Source organism: Hymenobacter terricola (genome assembly GCF_017921975.2).
Taxonomy (GTDB): Bacteria; Bacteroidota; Bacteroidia; order Cytophagales; family Hymenobacteraceae; genus Hymenobacter; species Hymenobacter terricola.
Genome location: NZ_JAGEMO020000012.1, coordinates 35,009 through 60,358 on the forward strand (window position 1 = coordinate 35,009; position 25,350 = coordinate 60,358).

General features: G+C 60.2%; 21 protein-coding genes. 18 read left to right on the forward strand and 3 right to left on the reverse strand.

What is annotated here, in order from left to right; genetic code table 11:
* Positions 1–8 precede the first annotated feature (8 nt).
* The 5 genes from J4G38_RS10755 to J4G38_RS10775 all read left to right on the forward strand — a co-directional run bounded on the left by J4G38_RS10755 (position 9) and on the right by J4G38_RS10775 (position 4,493).
* The gene (locus J4G38_RS10755; protein WP_210520848.1) at positions 9–851 is read left to right on the forward strand and encodes a phytoene/squalene synthase family protein; all 843 of its coding nucleotides are present in this window, start codon (positions 9–11) and stop codon (positions 849–851) included.
* A gap of 217 nt (positions 852–1,068) precedes the next feature.
* Positions 1,069–1,539, forward strand: a complete 471-nt coding sequence (locus J4G38_RS10760; RefSeq protein WP_210520850.1) for a hypothetical protein — start codon at positions 1,069–1,071, stop codon at positions 1,537–1,539.
* A 101-nt stretch (positions 1,540–1,640) separates the two neighbouring features.
* Entirely contained in the window at positions 1,641–2,825 is a 1,185-nt protein-coding gene (locus tag J4G38_RS10765) for a carboxypeptidase-like regulatory domain-containing protein (protein WP_210520852.1), read from the forward strand.
* An 84-nt stretch (positions 2,826–2,909) separates the two neighbouring features.
* Positions 2,910–3,761 (forward strand): 4-hydroxy-3-methylbut-2-enyl diphosphate reductase, encoded by an 852-nt coding sequence (locus J4G38_RS10770; RefSeq protein ID WP_210520853.1) that lies wholly within the window; start codon positions 2,910–2,912, stop codon positions 3,759–3,761.
* Positions 3,762–3,767: 6 nt separating this feature from the next.
* Positions 3,768–4,493, forward strand: a complete 726-nt coding sequence (locus J4G38_RS10775; protein WP_226163351.1) for a fatty acid desaturase — start codon at positions 3,768–3,770, stop codon at positions 4,491–4,493.
* Positions 4,494–4,634: 141 nt separating this feature from the next.
* Here J4G38_RS10775 and J4G38_RS10780 read toward each other — a convergent pair whose 3' ends face one another.
* From J4G38_RS10780 to J4G38_RS10790, 3 genes are all read right to left on the reverse strand, one after another.
* The gene (locus J4G38_RS10780) at positions 4,635–5,027 is read right to left on the reverse strand and encodes a heavy-metal-associated domain-containing protein (protein ID WP_210520855.1); all 393 of its coding nucleotides are present in this window, start codon (positions 5,025–5,027) and stop codon (positions 4,635–4,637) included.
* 78 nt (positions 5,028–5,105) lie between these two features.
* Positions 5,106–7,469 carry a TonB-dependent receptor gene (locus J4G38_RS10785; RefSeq protein WP_210520857.1) on the reverse strand — a complete coding sequence of 788 codons (2,364 nt, stop codon included), beginning with the start codon at positions 7,467–7,469 and terminating at the stop codon, positions 5,106–5,108.
* 97 nt (positions 7,470–7,566) lie between these two features.
* Positions 7,567–8,007, reverse strand: a complete 441-nt coding sequence (locus J4G38_RS10790) for a hypothetical protein (RefSeq protein ID WP_210520859.1) — start codon at positions 8,005–8,007, stop codon at positions 7,567–7,569.
* Positions 8,008–8,325: 318 nt separating this feature from the next.
* Here J4G38_RS10790 and mraZ point away from each other — a divergent pair, with 318 nt between their 5' ends.
* From mraZ to ftsZ, 13 genes are all read left to right on the forward strand, one after another.
* Entirely contained in the window at positions 8,326–8,799 is a 474-nt protein-coding gene (gene mraZ / locus J4G38_RS10795) for a division/cell wall cluster transcriptional repressor MraZ (protein WP_210520945.1), read from the forward strand.
* Complete coding sequence (gene rsmH / locus J4G38_RS10800; protein WP_210520861.1) at positions 8,796–9,722, forward strand: 16S rRNA (cytosine(1402)-N(4))-methyltransferase RsmH; 927 nt, start codon at positions 8,796–8,798, stop codon at positions 9,720–9,722. The genes mraZ and rsmH overlap by 4 nt, the downstream gene beginning before the upstream one ends.
* A 122-nt stretch (positions 9,723–9,844) precedes the next feature.
* Positions 9,845–10,762, forward strand: coding sequence for an FtsL-like putative cell division protein (locus J4G38_RS10805; protein ID WP_210520863.1), 918 nt, complete (start codon positions 9,845–9,847; stop codon positions 10,760–10,762).
* The gene (locus J4G38_RS10810) at positions 10,759–13,221 is read left to right on the forward strand and encodes a penicillin-binding protein (protein ID WP_210520864.1); all 2,463 of its coding nucleotides are present in this window, start codon (positions 10,759–10,761) and stop codon (positions 13,219–13,221) included. Before J4G38_RS10805 ends, J4G38_RS10810 begins: the two co-directional genes overlap by 4 nt.
* 84 nt (positions 13,222–13,305) lie before the next feature.
* Positions 13,306–14,778 (forward strand): UDP-N-acetylmuramoyl-L-alanyl-D-glutamate--2,6-diaminopimelate ligase, encoded by a 1,473-nt coding sequence (locus J4G38_RS10815; protein ID WP_210520866.1) that lies wholly within the window; start codon positions 13,306–13,308, stop codon positions 14,776–14,778.
* 153 nt (positions 14,779–14,931) lie between these two features.
* Positions 14,932–16,152 (forward strand): phospho-N-acetylmuramoyl-pentapeptide-transferase, encoded by a 1,221-nt coding sequence (mraY, locus tag J4G38_RS10820; protein WP_210520867.1) that lies wholly within the window; start codon positions 14,932–14,934, stop codon positions 16,150–16,152.
* Positions 16,153–16,154: 2 nt separating this feature from the next.
* Entirely contained in the window at positions 16,155–17,534 is a 1,380-nt protein-coding gene (gene murD, locus J4G38_RS10825; protein ID WP_210520869.1) for a UDP-N-acetylmuramoyl-L-alanine--D-glutamate ligase, read from the forward strand.
* A gap of 29 nt (positions 17,535–17,563) precedes the next feature.
* A complete protein-coding gene (locus tag J4G38_RS10830; protein WP_210520871.1) occupies positions 17,564–18,739 on the forward strand; it encodes an FtsW/RodA/SpoVE family cell cycle protein in 1,176 nt (391 codons plus the stop codon).
* A 24-nt stretch (positions 18,740–18,763) separates the two neighbouring features.
* Positions 18,764–19,870 carry an undecaprenyldiphospho-muramoylpentapeptide beta-N-acetylglucosaminyltransferase gene (gene murG, locus J4G38_RS10835; RefSeq protein WP_210520873.1) on the forward strand — a complete coding sequence of 369 codons (1,107 nt, stop codon included), beginning with the start codon at positions 18,764–18,766 and terminating at the stop codon, positions 19,868–19,870.
* 95 nt (positions 19,871–19,965) lie between these two features.
* Positions 19,966–21,363: a UDP-N-acetylmuramate--L-alanine ligase gene (gene murC / locus J4G38_RS10840; protein WP_210520874.1), complete on the forward strand. Its 1,398-nt coding sequence runs from the start codon at positions 19,966–19,968 to the stop codon at positions 21,361–21,363.
* 63 nt (positions 21,364–21,426) lie between these two features.
* The gene (locus tag J4G38_RS10845) at positions 21,427–22,185 is read left to right on the forward strand and encodes a cell division protein FtsQ/DivIB (RefSeq protein ID WP_210520876.1); all 759 of its coding nucleotides are present in this window, start codon (positions 21,427–21,429) and stop codon (positions 22,183–22,185) included.
* Positions 22,186–22,269: 84 nt separating this feature from the next.
* Positions 22,270–23,670, forward strand: coding sequence for a cell division protein FtsA (gene ftsA / locus J4G38_RS10850; RefSeq protein WP_210520878.1), 1,401 nt, complete (start codon positions 22,270–22,272; stop codon positions 23,668–23,670).
* Between the two features lie 103 nt (positions 23,671–23,773).
* Positions 23,774–25,261 (forward strand): cell division protein FtsZ, encoded by a 1,488-nt coding sequence (gene ftsZ / locus J4G38_RS10855; protein WP_210520880.1) that lies wholly within the window; start codon positions 23,774–23,776, stop codon positions 25,259–25,261.
* Positions 25,262–25,350: the final 89 nt, after the last annotated feature.

Sequence of the window (25,350 nt, forward strand, 5' to 3'; positions counted from 1 at the left end):
TACCTCTCGTGGACCACGTCAAACTATTTACCGATACCAGCCTGGCGTGTAGCAAGCTTATCACGGGGCGCTACAGCACCTCGTTCACGCTTGGTATTCGCACGCTCGACAAGGCGCTGCACTTGCCGGTGTATGCAGTGTATGGGTTCGTGCGCTGGGCCGATGAAATAGTAGATACCTTTCACGACCACGACAAGACTGCCCTGCTGGCCGACTTCCGCCGCCAGACCTACGAGGCGCTGGAAACCGGCCTGAGCTTCAACCCGGTACTGCATTCATTTCAGTACGTGGTGCGCCGCTACAGTATTGACCGTGAGTTTATTGAGGCTTTCCTGCGCAGCATGGCCCTGGATTTGGAAGACCAGAGCTACCAGCCCAATTTGTATCAGGAGTACATTTATGGTTCGGCCGAAGTGGTGGGTCTGATGTGCCTGCGCATCTTTTGCGACGGCGACGCGGCCATGTTTGAACGGCTGCGTGAGCCCGCCCGGCGGCTGGGCTCGGCGTTTCAAAAGGTGAATTTCCTGCGCGATATCCGGTCCGACTACGAGGAGCGGGGGCGGGTGTATTTTCCGGGCGTGGTGTACCAGCGGTTTAATGACGCGACCAAGCGCGAAATTGAAGCCGATATTAAAGCCGATTTTGAGGCCGCATACTCGGGCATTGTGCAGCTGCCACGTTCTGCGAAATTAGGCGTTTATCTGGCCTATGTTTATTATTTAAAACTGTTTTACAAAATAAAGAAATTGTCGGCGGCTCAAATTCTGGGCGAGCGTGTGCGGGTGCCGGACAATACTAAGTTGCTGCTGCTATTGGGCTCGTATTTCCGCTACCAGCTGTCGCGGATTTGACCGGAGGCAAGAGCTTCGGGGAGGTGCCGGGCGCCAGTGGCTTCTGCTGAGGCGTGAATTGTTTGGCGATGGACTTAGTTTTGCAGCCATGAATGTTTTTGTTCAGTTGGGCTTTTGCGGGGTGTTGGTTTCGGTGGGGTGTGGCTTTGCGCCAGCCCACGAGCCAGCGGTTCGCCGGGCTTCTGCCGCTTTAGTTACCCATTTTTCCATCCCATCCGTGTCGTCACCCTACCAACCCGCCACCTTGCGCCGCCACTACGAGCTGGCCGCCGCCGACAAAGCCGCCGGCGAGAAATTCTACCAGCTGCTGGCCGACTACAAGGACCGCGACGCGCTGGTGCTGGGCTACAAGGCGGCTGCCGAAGCCATCCGGGCCCGCGATGCCTCGATGTTCAACAAGCTAACCTACGTGCAGGATGCGGCCCGCACCTTCGAGCAAGCCGTGGGCCTCGACCCGCAAAACCCCGAAATCCGCTTCCTGCGCTTTTCAGTGGAGAGCAACCTGCCCGCCTTTCTGGGCCTAAGCAAGCACGTGGACGAGGACAAGGAAATGCTGCTGAATGCCGCGCTCAGCCACCCCAAATCGGGCCTCGACGCGGAGGCGTTTCGCACGGTGCGCAGCTTTCTCGTAGCCCGTGGCCACGTCAGCGATGCGGATGCGGAGCGCCTGAACAAAGTGAAGGAATAGCGCCGCAGGGCGTTTAAATCGGGCCCCGGGCCGTTTGCACCGCTCTGGCCGCGATTTGAAAAATCACGGTGTTCGGCCCAGCGACGCGCTTATCTTCGGCCATGCGTATCCTGTTATTACTACTGCTGAGCGTATTGTCTGCGCAGGCGCAAATCCTGGTTTCGGGCCGGCTGGTGGACGAAAACCAGCAGCCCGTGCCCTACGCCAGCGTGGCCCTGGCCGATGGCCGCACCGGGACGGCCAGCAACGAAGTGGGCGAGTTTAGCCTGAAGCTGCCCGCGCTGCCGCAGCAGCTCGCGGTGCTCAGTATTGGGTATGAGCGTACTACGGTGGCCGTGACCCAGGCCGGCCCGCTGCCCGCCGCTGTGGTGCTGCGGGCCAGTACCGTGCAGCTGCCCGAAGTGACGGTGCGGGCCAATGGGGAAGCCGAAGAGCTGGTGCGCCGCTGCTACGCCAAGCTGCTGCGCCACCAGGCCGATGTGCAGTACGGCCGCGCGTTTTACCGCCAAAAAACCACCCAGAACGGCCGCTGCCGCGAGTTTTTTGATGCTTTTTACGATGTGAAGCTCACGCCCCGCAACATGCCCAGCTGGGTGCTGGGCGAGGCGCGCTACGCCCTCACCAAGGGCGGGATGAATTTTACCAACTTCTCGGCCATCACACGGAGCCTGCCGGTTTTCATGGTGCCCACCGATGGTCCGCATAAAACCACGCTGCCGCTCGGCCCCGATTGCCTGGCACAATTCACCTTCGTGCTGCGCCAAAGCTTGCGCGAGCAGGGGCGCGAACTGGCCGTAGTGGACTTCGCGCCCCGGTCCGGCACCGCGCAGGGCACCCGCGGCAGCCTGTATATCGACCCGCGCACGGCCGCCCTATTCCGCATCGACCAGGAGCTGCCGGCCGAGCAGATGTTCAGCCTGCCCACTACGGCCAGCGTGCAACGCGAGCGGGCCACGGCCCGCATTGTGTCCGACTTTGTAGCCTACCACGACTCGCTTACCCGCTTGGCCAGCACCCGCACCACGGCCACCGTCAACCTGTTGGTGCAGGGCTTCAGCGATGAAACCACGGCCAGCTCCTACTTCTTCTTTTATGAATACGGGCCCGCAACGCCACGCGAGCCCTACCCCGATACCGACCGCTACGCCGTGGACCTGGCCCTCATTCGCAAGCGGCCCTACAACCCCGGGTATTGGCACGATAATGCCGTGATTAAGGCCAGCCCGATTGAGGAAGGCATCATCCGGGATTTTGAAGGGCAAAAAGTCTTTGGGAAACTGAATTAGGCACTATTTACGTATTTTCGATTTTGGCAGGAAACGTGCCAATAAATCGCAACCTTAACAGTGCTTTAGCGGTTTGAGTGGCATATGCCCCTTTTGCACCTCAGCGTTCGAATCGACCCTAACTCCGGCTTTTGCTTTGGCGTAATTTACGCCATCCAAATGGCGGAAGACCTGCTCGACGAGCAAGGCTACCTCTATTGCCTGGGCGACATCGTGCACAACGACGAGGAAGTTCAGCGCCTCGAAGCCCGCGGCCTGCGCATCATCTGCCACGAGCGGCTGGCCGAGTTGCGCGACGAAGCCGTGCTCATCCGGGCACACGGTGAGCCGCCGGCCACCTACCAAATGGCCCTGGAAAACAACCTGACGCTGATTGATGCCAGCTGCCCGGTGGTGCTCAAGCTGCAAAACCGCATCAAAACCAGCTACGACAAGCAGGAAAAAATCTTCATTTACGGCAAGCATGGGCACGCCGAAGTGCTGGGCTTGCTGGGCCAGACCAGCGGCAACGCCGTGGTGTTCGAAAGCCTCGACGAGCTGCTGAGCCACGAGCTGCCCGAAAACATCACGCTCTATAGCCAGACCACCAAGAGCACCAACAGTTTCTACAACATCAAGAACCAGCTGGAAACCCGTGGCTACCAGGTGAATGCCAACGACACCATCTGCCGGCAGGTGAGCAACCGCGATAAGGACCTGCGCCGCTTTGCCGCGCAGTACGACCAGATTGTGTTTGTATCGGGCACCAAAAGCTCGAACGGCAAGGTCCTGTACCAGGTGTGTCTGGAAACCAATTCGCAAACGCATTTCATTTCCAACGTGGGCGAAATCCAGCCCGTTTGGTTTCAGCCGGGGCAGTCGGTGGGCATTTGCGGCGCCACCAGTACCCCCATGTGGCTGATGGAGCAGGTACGGGACCGACTTTTAGCCTTATAATTCGGTGTGAATCCTACAATTTCCAGTCCCATCCGGAAAATTGCCCCTGAGCCGATTGGTGCCACCGGGGTAGCCATTGGGGGGCTGATTGTGCTGGCGTGGGCGGGGCTGCTGGGCTTCCTGCTGGCCTGGTACCAGCCCAATTGGCGCTCGCCGGCACCCTACTTGCTGGTACTGCTGCAAACCCATCTCTACACGGGCCTGTTCATCACGGCGCACGATGCCATGCACGGCGTGGTAAGCCCCAATAAGCGCCTGAATAATGGGCTGGGTACCCTGGCCGCCGGTCTGTTTGCCTATAATTGGTTTCCCGGCCAGCTGCCCAAGCACCACGCCCACCACCGCCACGTTGGCACCGCCGCCGACCCCGACTTTCACGATGGCCGCCATCCGGGTTTTCTGCCGTGGTTCCTGCGCTTCGCCTGGAACTACGTGGCCTGGTGGCAGGTGGTCCTGATGGCGCTGACTTACAATTTGCTGAAGCTGTTCTTTCCGCAGGCCAGTGTCATTGCCTTCTGGATGGTGCCGGCCGTGCTGGCCACGTTTCAGCTGTTCTTTTTTGGTACTTACCTGCCGCACCGGGGCGAGCACGCGGCCGATAACCCGCACAAGTCGCGCAGCCAGTTTCGGCATCACATGTGGGCGTTTGTGAGCTGCTATTTCTTCGGCTACCACTACGAGCACCACGACCAGCCTTACCTGCCGTGGTGGCGGCTGTGGCGCACGAAATAAAAGGGCCTCTTTCCAGCTGGAAAGAGGCCCTTTTATTTCGCCAAGTCAGTCCGGTTAATGGCCGTTCAAAACTACCTGGGTTTTCAGCTGCTCGTTGTTATTTATCAGCCGTCAACTTACTAGCAGCTAAGGCTTAACAACTTAGTGGCCCGCTGCGTCGGTGTGGGCGTTGCTGGTTTTCTTGCAGCAGTCCGGCAGGCGATTGTAGGCGCGGGTATCGGCGGTCAACTCATCGGCGTCGTAGCCGGATTTTTGCACGGCGGTGCGCAGGGCGGCGGGGGTGGTTTTGTCGGCCTTATAAGTCACGGTGAGGACTTTGGTGGGCACGTCGAGTACGGCGCTTTGCACGCCCTTTTCGTAGGCGAGGCTCTTTTCGATGCGCGCCTTGCACATATCGCACACGGCCGAGGTTTTGAATTGAGCCGTAGCCGTGCCGGTTGTGGCTGCCTGTGCAGTGGCCGGAGCCGTTTGGGCCTGAGTGGTGGTGGCGAAACCCAACAGGGCTAACAGGGGAAGGGCGAGGAGGAATTTCATAATTAGGGTTGGGGAAATTTCGAGGGTGGTGACAGCAATAACAAAATCACTGCCGGAAAAAGTTGAAAACTGCGGCCGTTATTCGATGCGGTAGCGCAGGCCCGCGTAGGTGAGGCGGCCATACACCGGCCCCCACACCATGGCCGCATCGAAGGCCGGTCCGAATGGATTTGCCGCCCCTTCAATGGGGTTGGGCTGGCGGTAATTGGTCAGGTTTTCGACGCCGACATACACCTCCAGGCGCTTGAAGGCGCGGGTAAGCTGCGCATTGAGCAGGCCGTAGCGCGGGGCCAGCTCGGGCGAATATTCCTGCCCCGAGCCGTGCGCGTGCGTGCTGGTAACGTGCGCCAGCGGCCGCTGCCCAAACCACTGCACCGTGAAATCGGCCCGCCACTTATCGAAAGCGCTGGCGTAGCCCAGATTCACGAAAGCCCGGTGGCTGGGAGTGAGGGGCTTGGGCAGTAGCACTCCATCGTAAGTAGTGCGCACGTCGAGGTACTTGTAGGCCCCTTTCACTTGCAGTCCTTTCAGCGGCTCAAGCTGCAGCTCGCCCTGCAGGCTGCGGGCAAAGGACCGCCCGCCGGGTTGCAGGTTCTGAATCTCAATAATGCCGGGCGAGGTGTACATGTCGGCCACCACTTGGTTCTGAAATTCGGTGTGGTAATAATCAACCACAAAAGTGGCCGGCCGGCCCAGCGCCGTGAAATACTGCGTGGTGCTGCCCCCCACGTTCCAGGCCCGCTCGGGCCGCAGGCCGGGCCCGATAACGAATTCGCGGGCGCTGGCCAGCATGGCGGCATTGTCGGCAATGGGGTTGGCCACCCGGAAGCCGGTGCCGGCGGCGGCGCGTAGCACCGTGTTCTTGGCCACGTCGTACTTGATATTGAGGCGCGGGGTCACCTGCCAGCCGTACAGGTTGTGGTGGTCGGCGCGCAGGCCGGCTACCACGGTCAGGTTGCGGCTATTTTGGTACGTGTACTCGGCGAAGGCCCCGGGCACCAGCTCGCGGCGGGCGCGGTGTTCGCGGGCATCCACATCGGCCGGGGTTTCGGTGGAGTAGGTGCGGCCATCGCTCAGCCGCTCGTCGTAGTCGTCATACAGGAAGCTCAGGCCGGTGCGGTACACGTGGGCCGTGTTGCCGATGGCACTCTGAAAGAGCAGCGTAGCCAGGCCGGTGCGCTGGGTGCCATCGTAGCTGCGGGCCGTGCGTTGGGTGGTATTGCCGCTCGCGTAGCCGTAGGAGTACCGCGAAGTGAAGTCGTGGTCGGTACCGCTTAGCAGCAGGCCCAGGCTCTGGAAAGGCCGGGAGGGCCAGGTATAGGAAGTTTTGGCGTAGCCCGTGTAGCGGGTGGTGGCCTGCGTAGTGCCATAGTTCTGCAGGAACGCTGCGGCCCCGGTGTCGCGAAAATCCAGTTGGCCGCCCTGCCGGGTTTCGCGCAAGGCGCCCAGGCCCACTTCGCTCACAATGCCGCGGCCGGAAATGTATTTCCATTTATTGAAAGCGTTGAACTGCGTGGCCAGCGGCAAATCCAGAAAGCCGTCCTTGTTGCGGTCCACGCGGGCGCCCAGGTGGTCGGAGTGCAGCAGCAGCACCGTGCTCCATTTGGGGCTGATGCGGGCCGAGGTGTTCAGGTTGACGTCGAATTTGCCGAGGTCGTTGCCGTAGATGTTGAACAGCAGCTGGTCGGTTTTCTCCGGCTCCTTCAGCTTCACGTTCACCTGCCCCGAAATGGCCTCGTAGCCGTTCACTACTGAGCCCGTGCCCTTGATGATTTCGATGTTGTCAATCCACGGCCCGGCCAGGTAGCCCAGGCGGTAGGGGGCAGCGAGGCCGCGCAGAGCCGGCTGGTTGTCCACCGTCAGCAGCGAATAGCTGCCATCCAGCCCCAGCAGCTGAATCTGTTTGGCGCCCGAAACGGCGTCCGACGTCGTTACCTCCACCGAAGCGTTGGTTTCGAAGCTCTCGGCCAGGTTGCAGCAGGCCGATTTGGTCAGGTCGCGGCTGGAAATCACCTGCACGTTGGCCGGCGTGAGGGAGGAATAGGCCGGGCCGCGGGCCGTCACGGTCACCTCGCCCAGTTCCTGGCCGGCACGCAGCGCAACCCGGAGGTAAGGCGCGCCGGTGGCAGGCACCGCCAGCGTATCGGCCCGGTAGCCCAGGGCCTGCACCACCAGCCGCGACGCTGCCCGCGCCGGCCGCGCCAAAGTGAAGCGCCCGGCCTCATCCGAAGTAGTGGTAACCGCCGGCGCGTTGGCCTCGGGCACGTCAAACAGCCAGCGCAGCACCGCGCCGGGTAGGGGAGTGGCCTTGCCGGCCTCGGTCACTTCGCCCCGCACCGGGGCAATGGCCCCCGATTGGGCCAAAATCAGACCCGGCCGCAGCCAGGCCAGCAATAACGCAAAAAAAGCAAGCAGCGGGAATCTCCCGCTTATAGGTTTCATATCGTCTGTAAGTTAGATGTTTCTGAAATATTGCCGTTTCAGGCAACTACTTCCAGCTCCACAGCCGCCAATGCCGCCCGGAGCGTTTCCAGAAAACCTAAACCACCCACGTGCAGACGAAGGCCAGCAGCTTCCGCCCGCCCCGCGGCGGGGGCGACGAGTCGGTCGCGAACCAGCGGGGCGCAACGACGACCAGGGTGCCATCCGTTGCCATCCCCGGCCAAACCATTTCCGCCGTCACAATCGCTGGCATCGGGGCCGGCACCAGGATTTTGGCGGCCAATTCGTGGGCCGGGGCCGACAGCTTGTGCAACTGGCTGCTGTGGTCGCAGCAGTTGTCTTTAGCGATGGGGGCCGTCGGCACCAGCTGCCCATCGCAGCCGCGCCGGGCCACCTGGCCGGCCATGAGCACGTCCACGATGCTGCGCCCGCTCATCCGGCAGGTATTCCGTTGCACCGTGAGGCCCACCGAGGCGGTGAGCACCAACACGGCCAGCAGCATGCTGACGAAGCGACGGAATAGGGAATGGTGCGGCATTGCAAAAGCAAAGGTACAGCCCGGTGGCGCGCCGGCCGTATGGAAAACAGCTCTGGCGGGTGCAACATCTGGTCCGGGGCCTTCCCTCCAAAGGGCCATTCTGCCCGTTTTCCCGAATCTGCCAATTTGGCAATCTTGTTTGTGGGTTTCGGGATTATCAACAAACCAATTTCCTGAATTGCTCCAAAAACCCTGTTTAGAAGCAGTAGTGGCTGTTTTGTATTTGTGGTAGGAAATGGTAAATCGTGGTTGATTTTCGAAGGGCTTCCCGTACATTTGCCATTGCCCGCCCATGTTCTTCCGGGGCGGCTTGTGCCCATGAACTTGTTGTCCGGCGAATATGAATGCAAGCTCGACCCGAAGGGGCGGCTTGTGTTGCCGGCCAAAGTGAAGGGTAACCTACCGGAGCAATCGGGCAACCAACTGGTGCTCGTGCGGGGCTTCGAGCCTTGCCTGGTGCTTTACCCCCGGTCCGCATGGGGCGTCATCCACGAAAAGGTGATGGCACTCGACGAGTTCAACGAGGAATACCGCCAGTTTCAGCGGAATTTCTTTCGGGGCATGACCGAAGTAGAACTCGATAGCATTAGCAGATTCATGCTGCCCCGCAGCATGTTACGTTATGCGGGCATCGAAAAGGAAGCCATTATCGTAGGGCTGGGCAACCGGTGCGAAATCTGGGCCCCGGCACGCTACGATGAGTACCTCATCAAGGACCAGCAAAGCTTTAGCAAACTGGCGCAGAAATTTTTATCCGTTGAAACCCCGCCGCTCGGCGGCCAGGCTGCATGAGCGAATACGACAACGACAGCGCCTACCACCGTCCGGTGATGCTGGCCCAGTGCCTGGCGGGGCTCGACTTGCAGCCCGGTGGCCGCTACGTGGACGTCACCTTTGGCGGCGGCGGCCATTCGGCCCGCATTCTGGAAAAACTCACCACCGGCCACCTCTTCAGCTTCGACCAGGATGCGGATGCGGAGGCCGAAGCCCAGAAGCTGGAACGCCCACAGTTTACATTTGTAAAGGCCAATTTTAGGGATTTAGCAACTGAATTACAGCAGCTTGGCGCATTGCCGGTGGACGGCCTGCTGGCCGACCTGGGCGTGAGCTCGCACCAGTTTGACACGCCGGAGCGGGGGTTTTCTACGCGTTTCGACGGGCCGCTGGACATGCGCATGGACCCGGATGGCCCGCTCACCGCCGCCGATATTCTCAACGATTATAAGGAAGCCGACCTGCACCGCATCTTCGGCATGTACGGGGAGGTGACCAATGCCCGCACCCTGGCGCAGACCGTGGGCGCCGCCCGCCGCGGCCGGCGGCTCGAAACCATCGCGGAGCTAAAGCAGGCCATTCAGCCCTGCACGCCGCGCGGCAAGGAGAACAAGTACCTGGCCCAGGTATTCCAGGCCCTGCGCATCGAAGTGAACCAAGAAATGCAGGCCCTCCAGGAGATGCTGCTGCAAACCGCCGATGTGCTGCGGCCGGGCGGGCGGCTGGTCGTGCTCAGCTACCACTCGCTGGAAGACCGGCTGGTGAAAAATTTTATCGGCAAGGGCAAGTTTTTTGGGTCGGTCGAAAAAGACTTCTTTGGCAATGAAAGCAAGCCCTTTGAGGCCGTGAACCGCAAGCCCGAGGAAGCCGACCCCGCCGAAGTTGCCCTGAACAGCCGCGCCCGTAGTGCTAAATTGCGGGTTGCAATTCGAAACGAGTGAATGTTCCGCCGCGTGGCATGGGGGCGTTTTTGCGCTGCCCCAATCAACTTTGCCATTCAACGTTATCAATTCCCGTTTACTGCAGTTCCCCGTTCGTGTAAAAGCTTTCCCGACCAAGACCAGTGGCCACCAATACGCTCAAACCCTCCGACAGCCCACGCCGGGCCAATGTGCCCCGCGAAGTGCCCGCGCCGGCCCCTGAGGTGCTGCCCGAGGAGGTGGTAACCGTTGCGCCCGCCCCCGAACCGGAGCCCGCGCCGGTGCCCGAAAAGCGCCGCCGCCAGCCCGTGGCAGAGGCCCGGCCTAAAAGCTCCTGGAGCCTGTTTTCGCTGCTGGACCGGGTGACGAGCGTGGACGGCTTGTTCCGGGAAGGCTTGCCGGTGCGCTTTCTGCCGCACATGCTGTTCATTATGCTGCTCACGCTGCTCTATATCGGCAACACGCACTACGGCAACCGCATGAACCGCAATATTCAGCGCCTCAAGCAGGAAACCGAAGACCTGCGCGCTGATTACACTACCCTGAAGTCGGACTACATGGAGGCCAGCAAGCAGAGCGAAGTGGCCCGCAAAGTGGCCGCCTTTGGGCTGGTCGAAAGCTCCTCGCCGCCCTTCCGCATCACCGTGCCGGCCGGCCACCTCGACGCGGCTGAGCTAGAACTGATGCCCGTGCTCACCGCTGATACACTGGCCGCCCGCGCCGCCCGCGATTCGGCCGCTACCCAACAAAACGATGCATTGGCCGGGCGCAAGCGCGCCATGATGAACAACGATGAAGCCGACAGCGGCCCGGAAATCATTGCCCCGCCGCAGGCTTTGGACGGCGACACGGCCGTTGGAAACGCGCCGGTAGCGCGGGCCGGCGCATCGCACCGCCCTGCGTTGCAACCGGCCAAGTCGAAAACGGCCACTGCTCCGGCTCGGATTCGCAAAAGCAAGGCTGCGAATAAGCCCGACAAAAAGAAAGCGGCACAAAAAGGCACAAGCCCGCACACCGCTAAAAAGCCAGCTAAGCAGGTTGTTAGAGCTCATTCACGATGAAAGGCAGCGTTAAGAAGTCGATAGTTACGCGGGTGCGGCTGGCCTTTCTGGGGGTTGCTGTGTTTTCGGGCGCCATTTTTTGGAAAGCCACCAAGATTCAGTTCCAGGAAGGCAACAAGTGGCGGGCGCTGGAGCAGGAACGGCGCATCAGCTATCAGTCGGTGCCCGCCACTCGTGGCAATATATACTCTGACAACGAGAGTATTATGGCGACTTCGCTGCCGTTTTACCGGGTGGCGTGGGACCCGGGCGTGGTGGAAGACGGGGCGTTTAAGACCGGCGTGGACTCGCTGGCGTGGCATCTGTCGCACTTTTTTGGCGACCGCAGCATGCAGGAATACAAGCGCCGGTTGAATAATGCCCACGAATCCAAGGTGCGCTACATCCGGCTCAACTCGCGCCAAATCAACTTCCAGGAGAAGAAGATGCTGGCTGCCTGGCCCATTTTCCGCAAGAACAAGCGGGGCGGGGTCATTTTTGAGAAGGTTGATAAGCGGTTTCGGCCGTTTGGGGGCCTGGCCCAGCGCACCATCGGCTTCGTGAACGAGGACCAGCACGGCGCCGGATTGGAGTACACGTTTCAGCAAAGCCTGGCGGGAAAGTCCGGCGAAGCCCTGTTTGAGCGGGTGCCGGGCGGGGTGAAACCCGTGTACGACGGCACCGAAATCAAGCCTCTGCCCGGCTACGATATTAAAACCACGCTCGACATCAACCTGCAGGATGTAGCCGAGAATGCGTTGTATAAGTCATTGGTAGACAATAACGCCCAGTACGGATGCGTGATTCTGATGGAAGTGGCCACGGGCGAAATCAAGGCGGTGGCCAACCTCGGCAAGGCCTCGGACGACACGTATAAGGAAGACTACAACTACGCTTTTGCCGACCAGGGCCGTACCGAGCCGGGCTCCACGTTCAAGCTGGCCTCGATGATGGCCTTGTTTGAGGCGCGCCCGAACATTAAGCTCGACGACATCGTGGACACTGGCAATGGCCGGATGCTGGTGGGTGGCGCCGTGAAATCGGACTCGCACGCCTACGGCCGCATCACGGTGCAGCAGGTTTTCGAGAAGTCGTCGAACATCGGCGTGGCCCGGCTGGTGAACGAAAACTTCTCGAAAAACCCCACCGAGTACACCGATTACCTCAAAAAATTCGGCCTGGACAAGCCTCTCGGTTTCCAAATGGCCGGCGAGGCGCTGCCGTACGTGAAAGACCCTACCGACCGCAGCTGGAGCCGTACCTCGCTCACCACCATGAGTATTGGCTACGAGCTGAAGCTGGCGCCCCTGCAAACGCTGGCTTTCTACAACGCCGTGGCCAACGGCGGCGTGAAAGTGCAGCCGATGCTGGTGAAGGAGATAAAGCAGGCCGACCAGGTCTTGCAGCACAACGAAACCAAGGTGCTAAACCCCAAAATCTGCTCCGACGCTACCCTGGCCAAGGTAAAATCGATGATGGAAGGCGTGGTGCTGGAAGGCACGGCCCGCAGCATCCGACCCAAAGACTACAGCATTGCCGGCAAAACCGGCACGGCGTGGAAGTTCAAAAACGGCCAGTACACCAAAACGTATTCCACGAGTTTCGTGGGCTATTTTCCCGCCGATAAACCGAAATACAGCTGCATTGTGGTGGTCGATTCGCCCCGCAACGGCCGCATCTACGGCGCCGACGTGGCCGCGCCGGTGTTCCGCGAAGTGGCCGACAAATGCATGGCGCGCGACTTGCTCAGCCAGCGCCCGCTGCTGGCCAAAGCCCGCCTGAACAAAAGCCATGTGCCGCTGGTGCGGGCCGGCATGCAGGACGAGCTGGCTCTTGTCTGCCAGAAGCTGGGCCTGGTTGGCCAGACCCAGGCGACGGGGGGCGAAGAATGGGTGCGGGCTGCTTCTGACACCGCTTTCCACGCCCGTACGGTGGCGCTGGTGGTGAACCCCGTGCGCGCCGGGCGCGTGCCGCAGGTGCGGGGCCTCACGTTGCGCGATGCCTTATTTCTGCTCGAAAACCGGGGCTTGCACGTGCGGGCGCTGGGCACGGGCCGCGTGCGGGAGCAGTCGTTGGAAGTGGGCTCACGCATCCAGCGCGGCGACCTGATTACGCTGACCCTGGTGGAATCCGGCCCTCGCCTGGCTGCGCCCACTGCGCTGCCCGAGCCCGAGCATACCGACCTGGCCGAAAACAAGCTGCTGGTACCGGTTGATATGGAGCCTGCCGCGAAAGACCGCAAGTCGTTTACCAGCAGCGAGAAGGCCCGGGTGCTGCCCAAAGCCCCCGAACGTTCGGCCGGCGTGAAGCCGAATGCCAAAGCCAGTAAGCCGGCCACGGAAGCAGGGGAATCAGCCAAAACTACTGTAGTGAGGGCTGCTAAAGCCCCCGCCAAAGCGAAAGAAGCGGCCCGCCGTGCCGCACCAACTAAGAACTCCAAAAAGCCTGCTTCTGCGAAGCCTGCAGTGCGCCGCGCCTAAAAAAAGTTAAAGGCATAAGTTAAAAGTTGAAAAAGCAAAATGCCCCAACTCATAACTCATGACTTTTAACTCATAACTCACCACATGATTTCCCTGCCGCTCTTTTCTCTGCTGACCGATGTGACCGTGCTGGCCCAGCCCGGCCCCACCGACGTGCCCATCACCGGCCTCACGCTCGACTCGCGCGAGGCGGGGCCGGGCGTGGCTTTCTGCGCCCTGCGGGGCACCGCTACCGATGGCCACAAGTTCATCGAAACCGCCGTGGAAAAGGGCGCAACTGCCGTTATCTGCGAAGAGTTGCCCTCCCCGCTGAACCCAGCCACGGCCTACGTGCTGGTGCCGGACAGCGCCGAGGCGCTCGGCCACATTGCGGCGGCTTTCCATGGGCATCCGTCGCGGCAGCTGCGGCTCATCGGCATCACCGGCACGAATGGCAAAACGACTTGCGCCACGCTCCTGCACAAGCTCCTGCGCGAGCTGGGCTACCACGCCGGCCTGCTCAGCACGGTGCAGAATCAGATTGACGAGGAAGTGATTCCCAGCACCCACACCACGCCCGACGCCATCCGCCTGAATGCGCTGCTGGCCCGCATGGTAGCCGCCGGCTGCACCCACGCCTGCATGGAAGTGAGCAGCCACGCCGTGGCCCAGCACCGCGTCACGGGCCTGCGCTTCGCCGGCGGCGTGTTCACCAACCTCACCCACGACCATCTTGACTACCACGGCACGTTCGACAACTATCTGAAGGCCAAGAAGGCTTTTTTCGATGCCCTGCCTAAAACGGCCTTTGCCCTCACCAACGCCGACGACAAACGCGGCCCGGTGATGCTGCAAAACACCGCCGCCCGCCGCGAAACGTATTCCCTGCGCGGCGCTGCCACTTTCCGGGCCAAGCTGGTAGCCAACGAGGTGCACGGCCTGCACCTCGAAATCGACGGCCGCGAAATCCTGTTCCGTCTCATCGGCGTGTTCAACGCCTACAACCTGCTGGCCGTGTATGGCGCGGCCGTGCTGCTGGGCGAAGACCCCACCGAGGCCCTCACCATCCTCTCGGGCCTGACCACTGCGCCCGGCCGCTTCGAGCCCGTGGTATCGGCCAGGCAGGGCGTGACTGGCATTATCGACTACGCCCACACGCCCGATGCGCTGGAAAACGTGCTCCAGACGCTGCACGAAATCCGCCAGCCCAGCCAGCAAATCATCACCGTGGTGGGCTGCGGCGGCAACCGCGACGCGGCCAAACGCCCCATTATGGCCAACCTGGCCGCCCGCCTGTCCAACAAAGTCATCCTCACTGCCGACAACCCCCGCTTTGAGGACCCGAACGACATTCTGGCCCAGATGCAGGCCGGCGTGACCGCGCCCGACTCGGCCAAAGTCCAGACTGTGCCCGACCGCCGCGAAGCCATCCGTACTGCCGTGGCGCTGGCCGGCCCCCACGACATTGTGCTGGTGGCCGGCAAAGGCCACGAAAATTATCAGGAGATTCGTGGGGTGAAAGCCCCGTTCGATGACAAGGCAGTGCTGAACGAAGTTTTTTTGCAATTGAATAAATAACGCGCCGTCCTCCGGTCTGACCGCCCTAGGCGGTCCGACCGGTTGCCGCAACAACGACACCCGAACAGCGACCGCGCCGTTCGCCCAACAACCGGTCGGACCGCCTAGGGCGGTCGGACCGGCCCCGAAATCCGCCAAGACTGCCCAACCCGAATGCTTTTTTACCTCTTCCGTTACCTGCACGACCATTTTCACCTGCCTGGCACCGGGGTGTTTCAATACACCACGTTCCGGGCCGGGCTGGCCGTGGTTATTTCCCTGTTCATCGCCCAAATCTTTGGCCATCGCCTCATTCGGGTGCTGCAGAAAAAGCAGGTCGGCGAAAGCATCCGCGACCTGGGCCTGCAAGGGCAAAACGAGAAGAAAGGCACGCCTACCATGGGCGGCCTCATCATCATTCTGGCCATTCTGGTGCCGGTGCTGCTGCTGGCCCGACTGCGCAACATCTACATCATCCTCATGCTGCTCAGCACGGTCTGGCTGGGCCTGATTGGTTTTCTGGACGACTACATCAAGGTTTTTCGCAAGAACAAGGAGGGCCTGAGCGGCCGGTTCAAGGTGCTGGGGCAGGTGGGGCTGGGCATCACGGTGGGGTGGGTGCTGTTCTACAGCAACGAAATCACGGTGCGCGAATACCTCCTGCCCAATGGCCAGTTCTCCGCCATTGAGGCCACCAAGGTTTTCAAAGACGTGCACCTGATGATTACCACCGTGCCGTTTATGAAGAACAACGAGCTGAACTACGGCGACTTATTCGCCACGGCTGGCACGTTTTTCAACGGTTTATACGGCCTGCTTTACATCCCCATTGTCATCTTCCTGATAACGGCCGTGAGCAACGGGGCCAACATCACCGACGGCCTCGACGGGTTGGCGGCCGGCACTTCGGCCATCATCGGCATCACGCTGGCCATCTTCGCCTTCGTAAGCGGAAACGCGCTACTGGCTGACTATCTGGATGTTATGTTTATTCCGGATTCGGGCGAGCTGGTCATTTTCTGTACGGCGTTTGTGGGCGCCTGCATCGGTTTTCTGTGGTACAACAGCTACCCGGCGCAGGTTTTCATGGGCGACACGGGCTCGCTGGCGTTGGGCGGCATCATCGCCGTGCTGGCGCTCATCGTGCGCAAAGAGCTGCTGATTCCGATTCTCTGCGGCATCTTCCTGGTTGAAAACCTGTCGGTTATCGTGCAGGTCAGCTATTTTAAGTACACCCGGAGGAAATATGGCGAGGGCCGCCGCCTGCTGCGCATGTCGCCGCTGCACCATCACTACCAGAAGCTGGGCTACCATGAGTCCAAAATCGTGTCGCGCTTCTGGATTGTCGGCATCATGCTGGCGGTCATCACTTTGGTTACCCTGAAACTGCGTTAAACATGAACATCGTAATTCTCGGAGCAGCCGAAAGTGGCGTGGGCGCGGCCCTGTTGGCCCAGGCGAAAGGCCACGCCGTGTTTGTGTCGGACCGCGGCCCGATTCAGGCCGATTACAAGCAGCAGCTCACCCAGGCCGGCATTGCATTCGAAGAAGACGGCCATACGCTGGACAAAATCCTGGCGGCCGACGAAGTGGTGAAAAGCCCCGGCATCCCCGAAAAAGCCCCGGTAATCCAGGCGTTGCGCGAAAAGAACATTCCGATTATCTCCGAGATTGAGTTTGCCGGCCGCTACACCAGGGCCAAGTGCATCTGCATCACGGGCACCAACGGCAAAACCACCACCACGCTGCTCATTCATCATTTGTTGAAGGAAGCGGGCCTGAAGGTGGGGCTGGCCGGCAACGTGGGCTTCAGCCTGGCCGAGCAGGTGATTGCCGACGAGCACGACTACTACGTGGTGGAGCTGAGCAGCTTCCAGCTGGACGACACGTACAATTTCCAGCCGTGGATTGCCATTCTGCTCAACATCACCCCCGACCACCTGGACCGCTACGGCTACTCGCTCGAACAGTACGCAAACGCCAAGCTGCGCATTGTGCGCAACCAGGACAGCGACGGCACTTTCATCTACAACGCCGACGACGAAAATATCCAGCGCTACTTCAAGTCGGCCCTGCGCCCGGTGCACCAGATGCCCTTTAGCCTGCACCACCGCCCCGATTTTCACCTTGCCGGCTACTACAAGGAAGCCGACGAAATCTGCATTGACCTGCTGCCCGGCTACTACAGCAACACCGAAACCATCAGCACGGCCGGTTCACCCCTCATCGGCCAGCACAACCGCCAGAATACCCTGGCCGCCGTGCTCGCCGCCCGCGTGGCCGGCCTCAGCCGTGAGCAAATTGAAGCGGCCCTCGCTACGTTCCAAAACGCCGACCATCGCCTGCAGCTGGTGGGCGAAATCGACGGCGTGAAATTCATCAACGACAGCAAGGCCACCAATGTGGAAGCCGCCTGGTACGCCCTGGACGGCATTCACCAGCCCATCGTCTGGATTGCCGGCGGCACCGACAAAGGCAACGACTACAGCAGCCTGCTCAACCTGGCCGAGCACCGCGTAAAGGCCCTTATCTGCCTCGGCGTGGACAATGCCAAGCTGCGCACGGCGTTCGATAGCCTGGTGCCCCACGTGGAAGAAACCCAAAGCATGGCCGAGGCCGTGGCCCACGCCGCCGCCCTGGCCGAACCCGGCGACGTGGTGCTGCTCTCGCCCTGCTGCGCCAGCTTCGACCTGTTTAAAAACTACGAAGACCGGGGCCAGCAGTTTGCCGCCGCCGTGCAGCAGTTGCGTGAGCAACACGCTTCTGAATCAGTATAATCCTCGAAATCAGTTCAAAATCAGCGATTATGAAAGACTGGCTCCAACGCAACCTCAAGGGCGACCCCATTCTGTGGGCCATCGTGCTGTTGTTTTCCTTCATCAGCATTGCCGTGGTGTATTCGGCCACCGGCACGCTGGCTTACAAGAAGATGAACGGCAACACCGAGGCCTTCCTCTTCAAGCACACCAGCCTGATTCTGGTGGGGCTGGCCTGCATGTGGCTGGCCCACCGCATCGATTACCGGCACTACTCGCGGCTGTCGCTCTACGCGCTGCTGCTGTCGGTGCCGCTGTTGCTGTTCACGTTTTTTATGGGGGGCACCACCATCAACGAGGCGTCGCGCTGGCTCACCATTCCGGTGATTAACCAGACCTTTCAGCCTTCGGATTTGGCCAAGCTGGCCCTGATTTCGCACTTGGCCAGCATGCTCAGTCGGCGGCAGCAGCATTTGCACGACTTCAAATCGACGCTGCTGCCCGTGATGCTGTGGGTGGGCGTTATCTGCGGCCTCATCATTCTGAGTAATGCCTCCACGGCGCTGCTGCTGTTTGCCACCTGCATGCTGCTGATGTTCATCGGGCGCGTGCCGCTCAAGCACATGGCCGTGATGGTGGCCATTGGCATTGTGCTGGGCGGGGCCGGCCTGTGGGCGGGCCAGCGCCTGGGCACGGTGATTTCCCGCGTGTCAAACTTCTCCGATAAGACCAAGAAAACCCCCTTTCAGCTGGAGCACAGCTACATCGCCATTGCCACCGGCGGCATTGCCGGCAAAGGCCCCGGCAAGAGCACGGAGCGCAACATTCTGCCGCACCCGTATTCCGACTTCATTTTCGCCATCATCATCGAGGAATACGGCCTGTTGGGCGGGGCCGTGGTGCTGTTCCTCTACCTGGCCTTTCTCTATCGAGGGCTAAAAACGGTGATGAATAGCTACGGCGCCTTCGGCGGGTTGCTTTCCGCGGGCCTCAGCTTCAGCCTCGTGCTGCAGGCCTTGGTGAATATGGGCGTGGCCGTGGGCCTGGGGCCCATCACGGGCCTGCCGCTGCCGCTGCTGAGCATGGGCGGCACGTCCCTTATTTTTACCGGCATCAGCATCGGCATCATCCTGGCCGTCAGCCGTGGTGAGCGTGAAATTCGCCCCATGACCGGCGAGCCCGACGACACGGCCCGCATCCCCAGCCAGCGCGCGGCGTATGCGTAATGCTTCAACGGTCGTTCTGTTAACATGACATCTCCACTTCGCGTCATCATCAGCGGCGGCGGCACCGGCGGGCACATTTTCCCGGCCGTGGCCATTGCCAACGAATTGCGCCGCCGCTTGCCCGATACTGAAATCCTGTTCGTAGGGGCTAACGGCCGCATGGAAATGACGCGCGTGCCCGACGCCGGCTACAAAATCGTGGGCCTCGACATCAGCGGCCTGCAGCGCCGGCTCACCCCCCAGAACCTGCTGTTTCCGGTGCGCGTGTTCCGGTCGGTGCGCAAGGCCGGAAAACTGATTGAGGAATTCCGGCCCGATGCCGTGGTAGGAGTGGGCGGCTACGCTTCGGCGCCGGTGCTGCTGGCCGCCACGTCGCGGGCCATTCCCACGCTCATTCAGGAGCAGAATTCGTACGCCGGCCTGGTCAATAAGCTGCTGGCGCGCCGCGTGGGCCGCATTTGCGTGGCGTATGAGGGAATGGAAAAGTTTTTTCCCGTCGATAAACTCGTGGTGACCGGCAACCCCGTCCGCACCGAAATTGCTGATGGCGCCCGGGCCGAAGCCCTGCGCTTCTTCGGCCTGGACCCTCACAAGAAAACCTTGCTCGTGGTGGGCGGCAGCCTGGGTGCCCGCACCCTCAACCAGGCCACGGCCGCCGCCCTGCCGCGCCTGCGCGAAGCCGGCGTGCAGCTGCTCTGGCAAACCGGCAAACTCTATTTTCCCGAAGCCCAACAGCAAGCCGAAGCCCACAAGGAAGACAACCTGCACGCCCTGGAATTCATCCAGCGCATGGATTTGGCCTATGCCGCCGCCGATGTGGTCATCAGTCGCGCGGGCGCCCTGTCCGTCTCCGAGCTGTGCCTCACCGGCAAGGCCAGCATCCTGGTGCCCTCGCCCAACGTGGCCGAGGACCACCAAACCAAAAATGCCCTGGCCCTGGCCAGCAAAGGCGCCGCCGTCCTCATTACCGATGCCCACGCCCCCGCGCGCCTCTACGACGAAGCGCTGCGCCTGCTCAATGACCCCGAACGCCAGCAGCAACTCAGCGCCCGCGTGCGCGAGCTGGCCCGGCCCAATGCCACCACCGCCATCGTCGACGAGCTGCTGAGATTAATTCCAACAAAAAATTAAAAAATATTGCAGTAAAAAACGTTGCTCAAACCGCTTTTTTATGAGCCGAATTTTTACTGCAATACTTCTTAATTCGTAATTATTAATTCAAAAATTTGGACCAGTTTCCTTACGTCTTCTTTCTCGGTATTGGTGGCATCGGCATGTCGGCCCTGGCGCGCTGGTTCCAGGCAAACGGCCACCACGTCAGTGGCTACGACAAAACCGAAACGCCCCTGACCAAAGCGTTGGCTGCCGAAGGCATTGCCATTCATTACGCCGACGCAGTTGAGAATATTCCGGCTGAAATCCGCGAAAACCACGAAAAAGCGCTGGTTGTGCTCACGCCCGCCATTCCCGCCGAAAGCCTGGAGTGGGCCTGGCTGCGGGCCCAGGGCTACGACATTCGCAAGCGTAGCCAGGTGCTGGGGGTGCTTACCCAGGGCCGCCACACCATCGCCGTGGCCGGTACCCATGGCAAAACCACCACCAGCAGCATGGTGGCCCATTTGCTGCACCACGCCGGCCTCGACGCGGGCGCCTTTTTAGGTGGAATTGCCGTGAATTTGGGCAGTAATTTATTGCTGCCGAAAACTACCACTGCGCCCATCGTAGTAGAAGCCGATGAGTACGACCGCAGCTTCCTGACCCTGTTTCCGGACGTCGCAATCGTTACCAGCACCGATGCCGACCACCTCGATATCTACGGCGACCAGGCTGCGCTGATTGATTCATTCCGCCAATTCGTGGCCCAGATTAAGCCCGGCGGCACCCTCCTGATTAACCACACCGCCGACCCGAGCGTGGCCGCTGCGGTACCGGCCGGCACCCGCGTCATTCGCTACGGCCTCACTGCCGAGCAGGGCCCGGAATTATTTGCCACAAATATTTCGGCGGAAGGTCATCAATTTCATTTCGACTTGTATGGCCCGCAAGGGACGATAAATAACCTGGAACTGGCCGTGCCGGGCTACCACAACGTGGAAAATATGCTCGCCGCCGCTGCCGTAGCCCAATTGCACGGAATAAGCGAAGCGAAACTACGCGCCGCCGTGGCCGCCTACCAAGGAGTGAAGCGTCGGTTTGAATTCGTGGTTACCACCAGCCAAAACGTTTATTTAGACGATTACGCCCATCATCCACGCGAAATTGAGGCCTTTCTACGTTCGGTGCGCACCTTGTATCCGGGCAAACGGCTGCGTGTTATTTTTCAGCCGCACCTTTTTACCCGCACACGGGACTTCGCGGCTGGCTTTTCGAAAAGCTTAAGTATTGCAGATGAGGTATTTTTGTTGGATATTTACCCCGCCCGCGAGAAGCCAATCCCGGGAATTACCTCCGAAATAATTTTGGCCGGTATCACCGCTTCTACCAAAGCAATTCGAACCAAGGAGCAAGTGCTGAACGCAGCTCAAACCGATAATGCGTTCGATATTTTGGCTACGGTAGGAGCAGGGGATATTGACACGTTGGTGCCGCAATTGAAATTAATTTTGACCGAGCGGTGGAAGTAGCAATTCCGACCATAATTGCCACCATTTCCAGTTCGCTTCGTTACGCCGTTATTTAGTCATTGCATGGACCGCACCGTTAGAAATTTACTTGTTGCAGCTGCTTGCCTCTTGGTGCTGGGCGCGCTGGGCGTGTTTGCCGCCGTGCGCCAGGCCGGCCGGCCAGTGGGCGAAGTCACGGTGAACATCGCCAACGAATTCGATAACTACTTCATCAGTGAGCGCGGCGTGACGGCCTTGCTCACCAAGGGCGGGGCCGAACCCGTGCTGGGCACCCGGCCCGAAGGCCCGCGCCTGCGCGAGCTGGAAGCCCGCCTGAAAGCCCATCCCTTTGTGCGCGACGCCCAGGTGTACCGCGACCTGGCCGGCAACCTCCACGCCGACGTGCGCCAGAACCGCCCCATCGCCCGCCTCACGCACCCCGATACCCGCCTCGATACGTACGTGGACGCCGAAGGCCGCGCCCTGCCACTATCGCCGCTGTTTACGGCCCGCGTAGCCACCGTGGCCCGGCCCGGCGGCTTAAGCCTGCCAACTGCATTTTTCCAGGATAGTACCGGGCGGCGCTACCTCGACTTTTTGCGTTACGTCGATGAGCATCCGTTCTGGAAAGCTCAGGTTTCGGAGGTGTTTATCGAGCCCGGCGGCAAGCTGTCGTTCACCCAACAGGTGGGCGACCAACGTATCGAATTCGGGCTGCCCGAAAATATTTCCGAGAAATTTGCCAAGCTTATGGTATTTTACCGGCAAATTCCGTCAGTTTTGGGGTGGGATACCTACCACCGCGTAAACGTAGAATACCAGAATCAAATCATTTGCGAATGACAATTCGCTGAATAATAGGCCGTAAGGTCAGAGAAACTCAACTCCCAACCCATCGCTTCTTCACTGCTCGCCAGCACCGCTCCTATGCAACAAGACAAAATCGTCGTCGGGCTCGACATTGGTACCACAAAAATCTGTGCCCTGGTAGGCCGCAAAAACGAGTTCGGCAAACTCGAAATTCTGGGCATGGGCAAAGCCGTGTCCGAAGGTGTTTCGCGCGGCATTGTGCTCAATATTGACAAGACCGTTGATGCCATCAAACGGGCCATTCGGCAGGCCGAAGAACAGTCCGGAATTAGCATTGGGGTGGTAAACGTGGGCATTGCCGGCCAGCACATCAAAAGCCTCCAGCACAACGGCAGCATCACGCGCAACTCGGCCGATACCATTGGTCCCGACGACGTGAACCGCCTCACGCAGGACATGTACCGCCTCGTGACCCAGCCCGGCTCGCAAATCATTCATGTGATGCCGCAGGACTACAAAGTGGACTACGAGGAAGGCATCGCCGACCCCGTAGGCTACGAAGGCGTGCGGCTGGAAGGCAATTTCCACATCATCACCGCCCAGAGCACGGCCATCAACAACATCAATAAGTGCGTAACCAAAGCCGGGCTGGAAATTGCCGACCTGATTCTGGAACCGCTGGCCAGTTCCATGTCCATCCTTTCCGAAGAGGAGAAGGAAGCCGGCGTGGCCCTGATTGACATTGGCGGTGGCACTACCGATTTGGCGGTATTCAAGGATGGCATCATCCGGCACGCGGCGGTGCTTCCGTTCGGTGGCAACATCATTACGCAGGATATCAAGGCTGGCTGCAACGTGGCCCCTGGCCAGGCGGAGCAATTGAAGGTTAAATTCGGCAAAGCCATTGCTGCTGAAGCTTCCGACTACGAAATTGTGAGCATTCCAGGCCTGCCCAACCGCGCCCCCAAGGAGGTTTCGCTGAAAAACCTGGCCTACATCATCGAGGCCCGGATGTCGGAAATCATGGAGTTGGTGTACGCCGAAATCTACCGCATGGGCCTGCACGACAAGCTGTCGGCCGGCATCGTGCTCACCGGTGGGGGCTCGCAGCTGCAGTACCTGGAGCAGCTCACGGAGTACATCACCGGCCTGGATACGCGCATTGGCTACCCCAACCAGCACCTTGGCAAGAGCCGCATCGAAGCCGTAAAGTCGCCGATGTACGCCACCACGGTGGGCTTGGTGCTGTCCGGCTACCACTCGCTGGATGAGCGCAACACCTCCCGCGTGCCCTACGAGCAAGAAGTACCGGCCGTTATTCCGGCTTACTATGCCCCGCAGGCCGCTCCCGTCGTTCCGGCTCCCGCCGAAACCCGCGCTGCAACGCCCGTCGCACCGGCCCCCGCATCCGCGCCGGCCAAACCCAAGGAACCCGGTGCTGCCAGCCGTTTCTTCAAGGACATCATCACCCGCACCAAAGGGTTGCTGATTGACGATTACGACGATAAATCCTACTAGGAAACAATTATGAGTTATGAATTATGAGTGATGAATTGATGACCAAAAGGTCTTGTTAGTTTGTAACTCATAATTCGTAACTCATAATTCATAATTAAAAAGTATGAATTACAAATTCGACATTCCTGCCCAAAACAAGTCCATCATCAAGGTGATTGGGGTTGGTGGCGGTGGCTCCAATGCCGTGAAGCACATGCACAAGCAGGGCATCAAGGACGTGGAGTTTATTATCTGCAACACCGACCACCAGGCGCTACAAAGCTCCACGGTGCCCAATAAGCTCCAGATTGGGGTGGACCTGACTGAGGGCCTTGGCGCGGGCGCTAAGCCCGAGCGCGGCCGTCAGGCAGCTATCGAGAGCAAAGAGCAAATCCGGGAGCTGCTGAACCACGGCACCAAAATGCTGTTCATCACGGCGGGCATGGGCGGTGGCACCGGCACCGGCGCGGCCCCGGTAATTGCGCAGGTTGCGCAGGAGCTGGGCATTCTCACGGTGGGTATTGTGACGGCTCCGTTCCTGTTTGAGGGCAAGAAAAAGCGCTTGCAGGCCGAGTTGGGTATCAAGGAGTTGAGCGAGCACTGCGACACCATTTTGGTGATTCTCAACGACAAGCTGCCCCAGATTTACGGCAACCTGACAATGAGCGCCGCCTTCGCCAAAGCTGATACGGTGCTGACCACGGCCGCCAAGTCCATTGCTGAAATTATCACGGTGACCAGCGATGTGAACGTAGACTTTGAAGACGTGAAAACCACGATGAAGGAGTCGGGCGCGGCCGTAATGGGCAGCAGTATCACCGAAGGCGAAAACCGCGCCCGCCGCGCCGCCGAGGAAGCCCTGAACTCGCCGCTACTCAACAATACCGACATCCATGGGGCGCAGAAAATCCTGCTTTCCATCATGTCGGGTGCTGAGCACGAGCTGGAAATGGACGAGCTGACGGAAATCACGGAGTACATCCAGGAAAAAGCGGGTCAGGATGCGGAAATGATTTTCGGCCACGGCGTTGATGATACGTTGGGCCAATGCATCCGCGTGACGGTGATTGCCACGGGTTTTGCCCGCGATGCGCACTCCATCACGACCCCGGCCATGGGCGGTGCCGAACCAGTTGCGACGGCCGCTCCGGCTGCCGAAGCTGACCGTTCGGTAACTACGCCCAATTCGCCCGCTTCGGGTAGCGCCCCGTTCGTGCCCAGCTTTGGTTCTGCCACTGCTGAGCCGGCGCGGGTGACATTTGACTTAAATGGCCCTTCGACGCACAATGCGCCGCCGCTGGCAGGTATTCCAGTGGGCGCACCGGGCGAGCCTGTGCTGGCTTCCAGCGCAGCTACCGCTACTCCCGAAGCCGCCCGGCCCCGCCCCGCTCTGGATGCCCAAGCCCTGGAGCGCCGCCGCCGCCTGCAGGAGCTAAGCAACGGCCTGCCGCCCGAAGCGGTGAGCCAATATGATACGCCCGCATATCTGCGTCGGCAAGTGAAGCTGGAAAATGTGGAGCCGAGCTCAGCGCAGAATATCTCGCGGTTTAACTTGTCAGACGATAATGAGTTACTAGGAGATAACCGCTTTTTGCATGACAATGTAGACTAGGTAATTTCATAATATCAGGCACAAAAAAGCGCCGCGGCTGATATTTTCAGCCGCGGCGCTTTTTTTATAATATTCAACATTGTGTGGCT

Excerpts from the sequence above, each read along its gene's own strand:
- J4G38_RS10780 (WP_210520855.1), bottom strand. The coding sequence starts at position 5,027 with ATGAAATTCCTCCTCGCCCTTCCCCTGTTAGCCCTGTTGGGTTTCGCC.
- murD (WP_210520869.1), top strand. The coding sequence starts at position 16,155 with ATGAACATCGTAATTCTCGGAGCAGCCGAAAGTGGCGTGGGCGCGGCC.
- J4G38_RS10785 (WP_210520857.1), bottom strand. The coding sequence starts at position 7,469 with ATGAAACCTATAAGCGGGAGATTCCCGCTGCTTGCTTTTTTTGCGTTA.
- mraY (WP_210520867.1), top strand. The coding sequence starts at position 14,932 with ATGCTTTTTTACCTCTTCCGTTACCTGCACGACCATTTTCACCTGCCT.
- J4G38_RS10790 (WP_210520859.1), bottom strand. The coding sequence starts at position 8,007 with ATGCCGCACCATTCCCTATTCCGTCGCTTCGTCAGCATGCTGCTGGCC.
- J4G38_RS10830 (WP_210520871.1), top strand. The coding sequence starts at position 17,564 with ATGAAAGACTGGCTCCAACGCAACCTCAAGGGCGACCCCATTCTGTGG.
- J4G38_RS10770 (WP_210520853.1), top strand. The coding sequence starts at position 2,910 with ATGCCCCTTTTGCACCTCAGCGTTCGAATCGACCCTAACTCCGGCTTT.
- J4G38_RS10845 (WP_210520876.1), top strand. The coding sequence starts at position 21,427 with ATGGACCGCACCGTTAGAAATTTACTTGTTGCAGCTGCTTGCCTCTTG.
- J4G38_RS10765 (WP_210520852.1), top strand. The coding sequence starts at position 1,641 with ATGCGTATCCTGTTATTACTACTGCTGAGCGTATTGTCTGCGCAGGCG.
- rsmH (WP_210520861.1), top strand. The coding sequence starts at position 8,796 with ATGAGCGAATACGACAACGACAGCGCCTACCACCGTCCGGTGATGCTG.
- J4G38_RS10815 (WP_210520866.1), top strand. The coding sequence starts at position 13,306 with ATGATTTCCCTGCCGCTCTTTTCTCTGCTGACCGATGTGACCGTGCTG.
- ftsZ (WP_210520880.1), top strand. The coding sequence starts at position 23,774 with ATGAATTACAAATTCGACATTCCTGCCCAAAACAAGTCCATCATCAAG.
- ftsA (WP_210520878.1), top strand. The coding sequence starts at position 22,270 with ATGCAACAAGACAAAATCGTCGTCGGGCTCGACATTGGTACCACAAAA.
- mraZ (WP_210520945.1), top strand. The coding sequence starts at position 8,326 with ATGAACTTGTTGTCCGGCGAATATGAATGCAAGCTCGACCCGAAGGGG.
- J4G38_RS10810 (WP_210520864.1), top strand. The coding sequence starts at position 10,759 with ATGAAAGGCAGCGTTAAGAAGTCGATAGTTACGCGGGTGCGGCTGGCC.
- murG (WP_210520873.1), top strand. The coding sequence starts at position 18,764 with ATGACATCTCCACTTCGCGTCATCATCAGCGGCGGCGGCACCGGCGGG.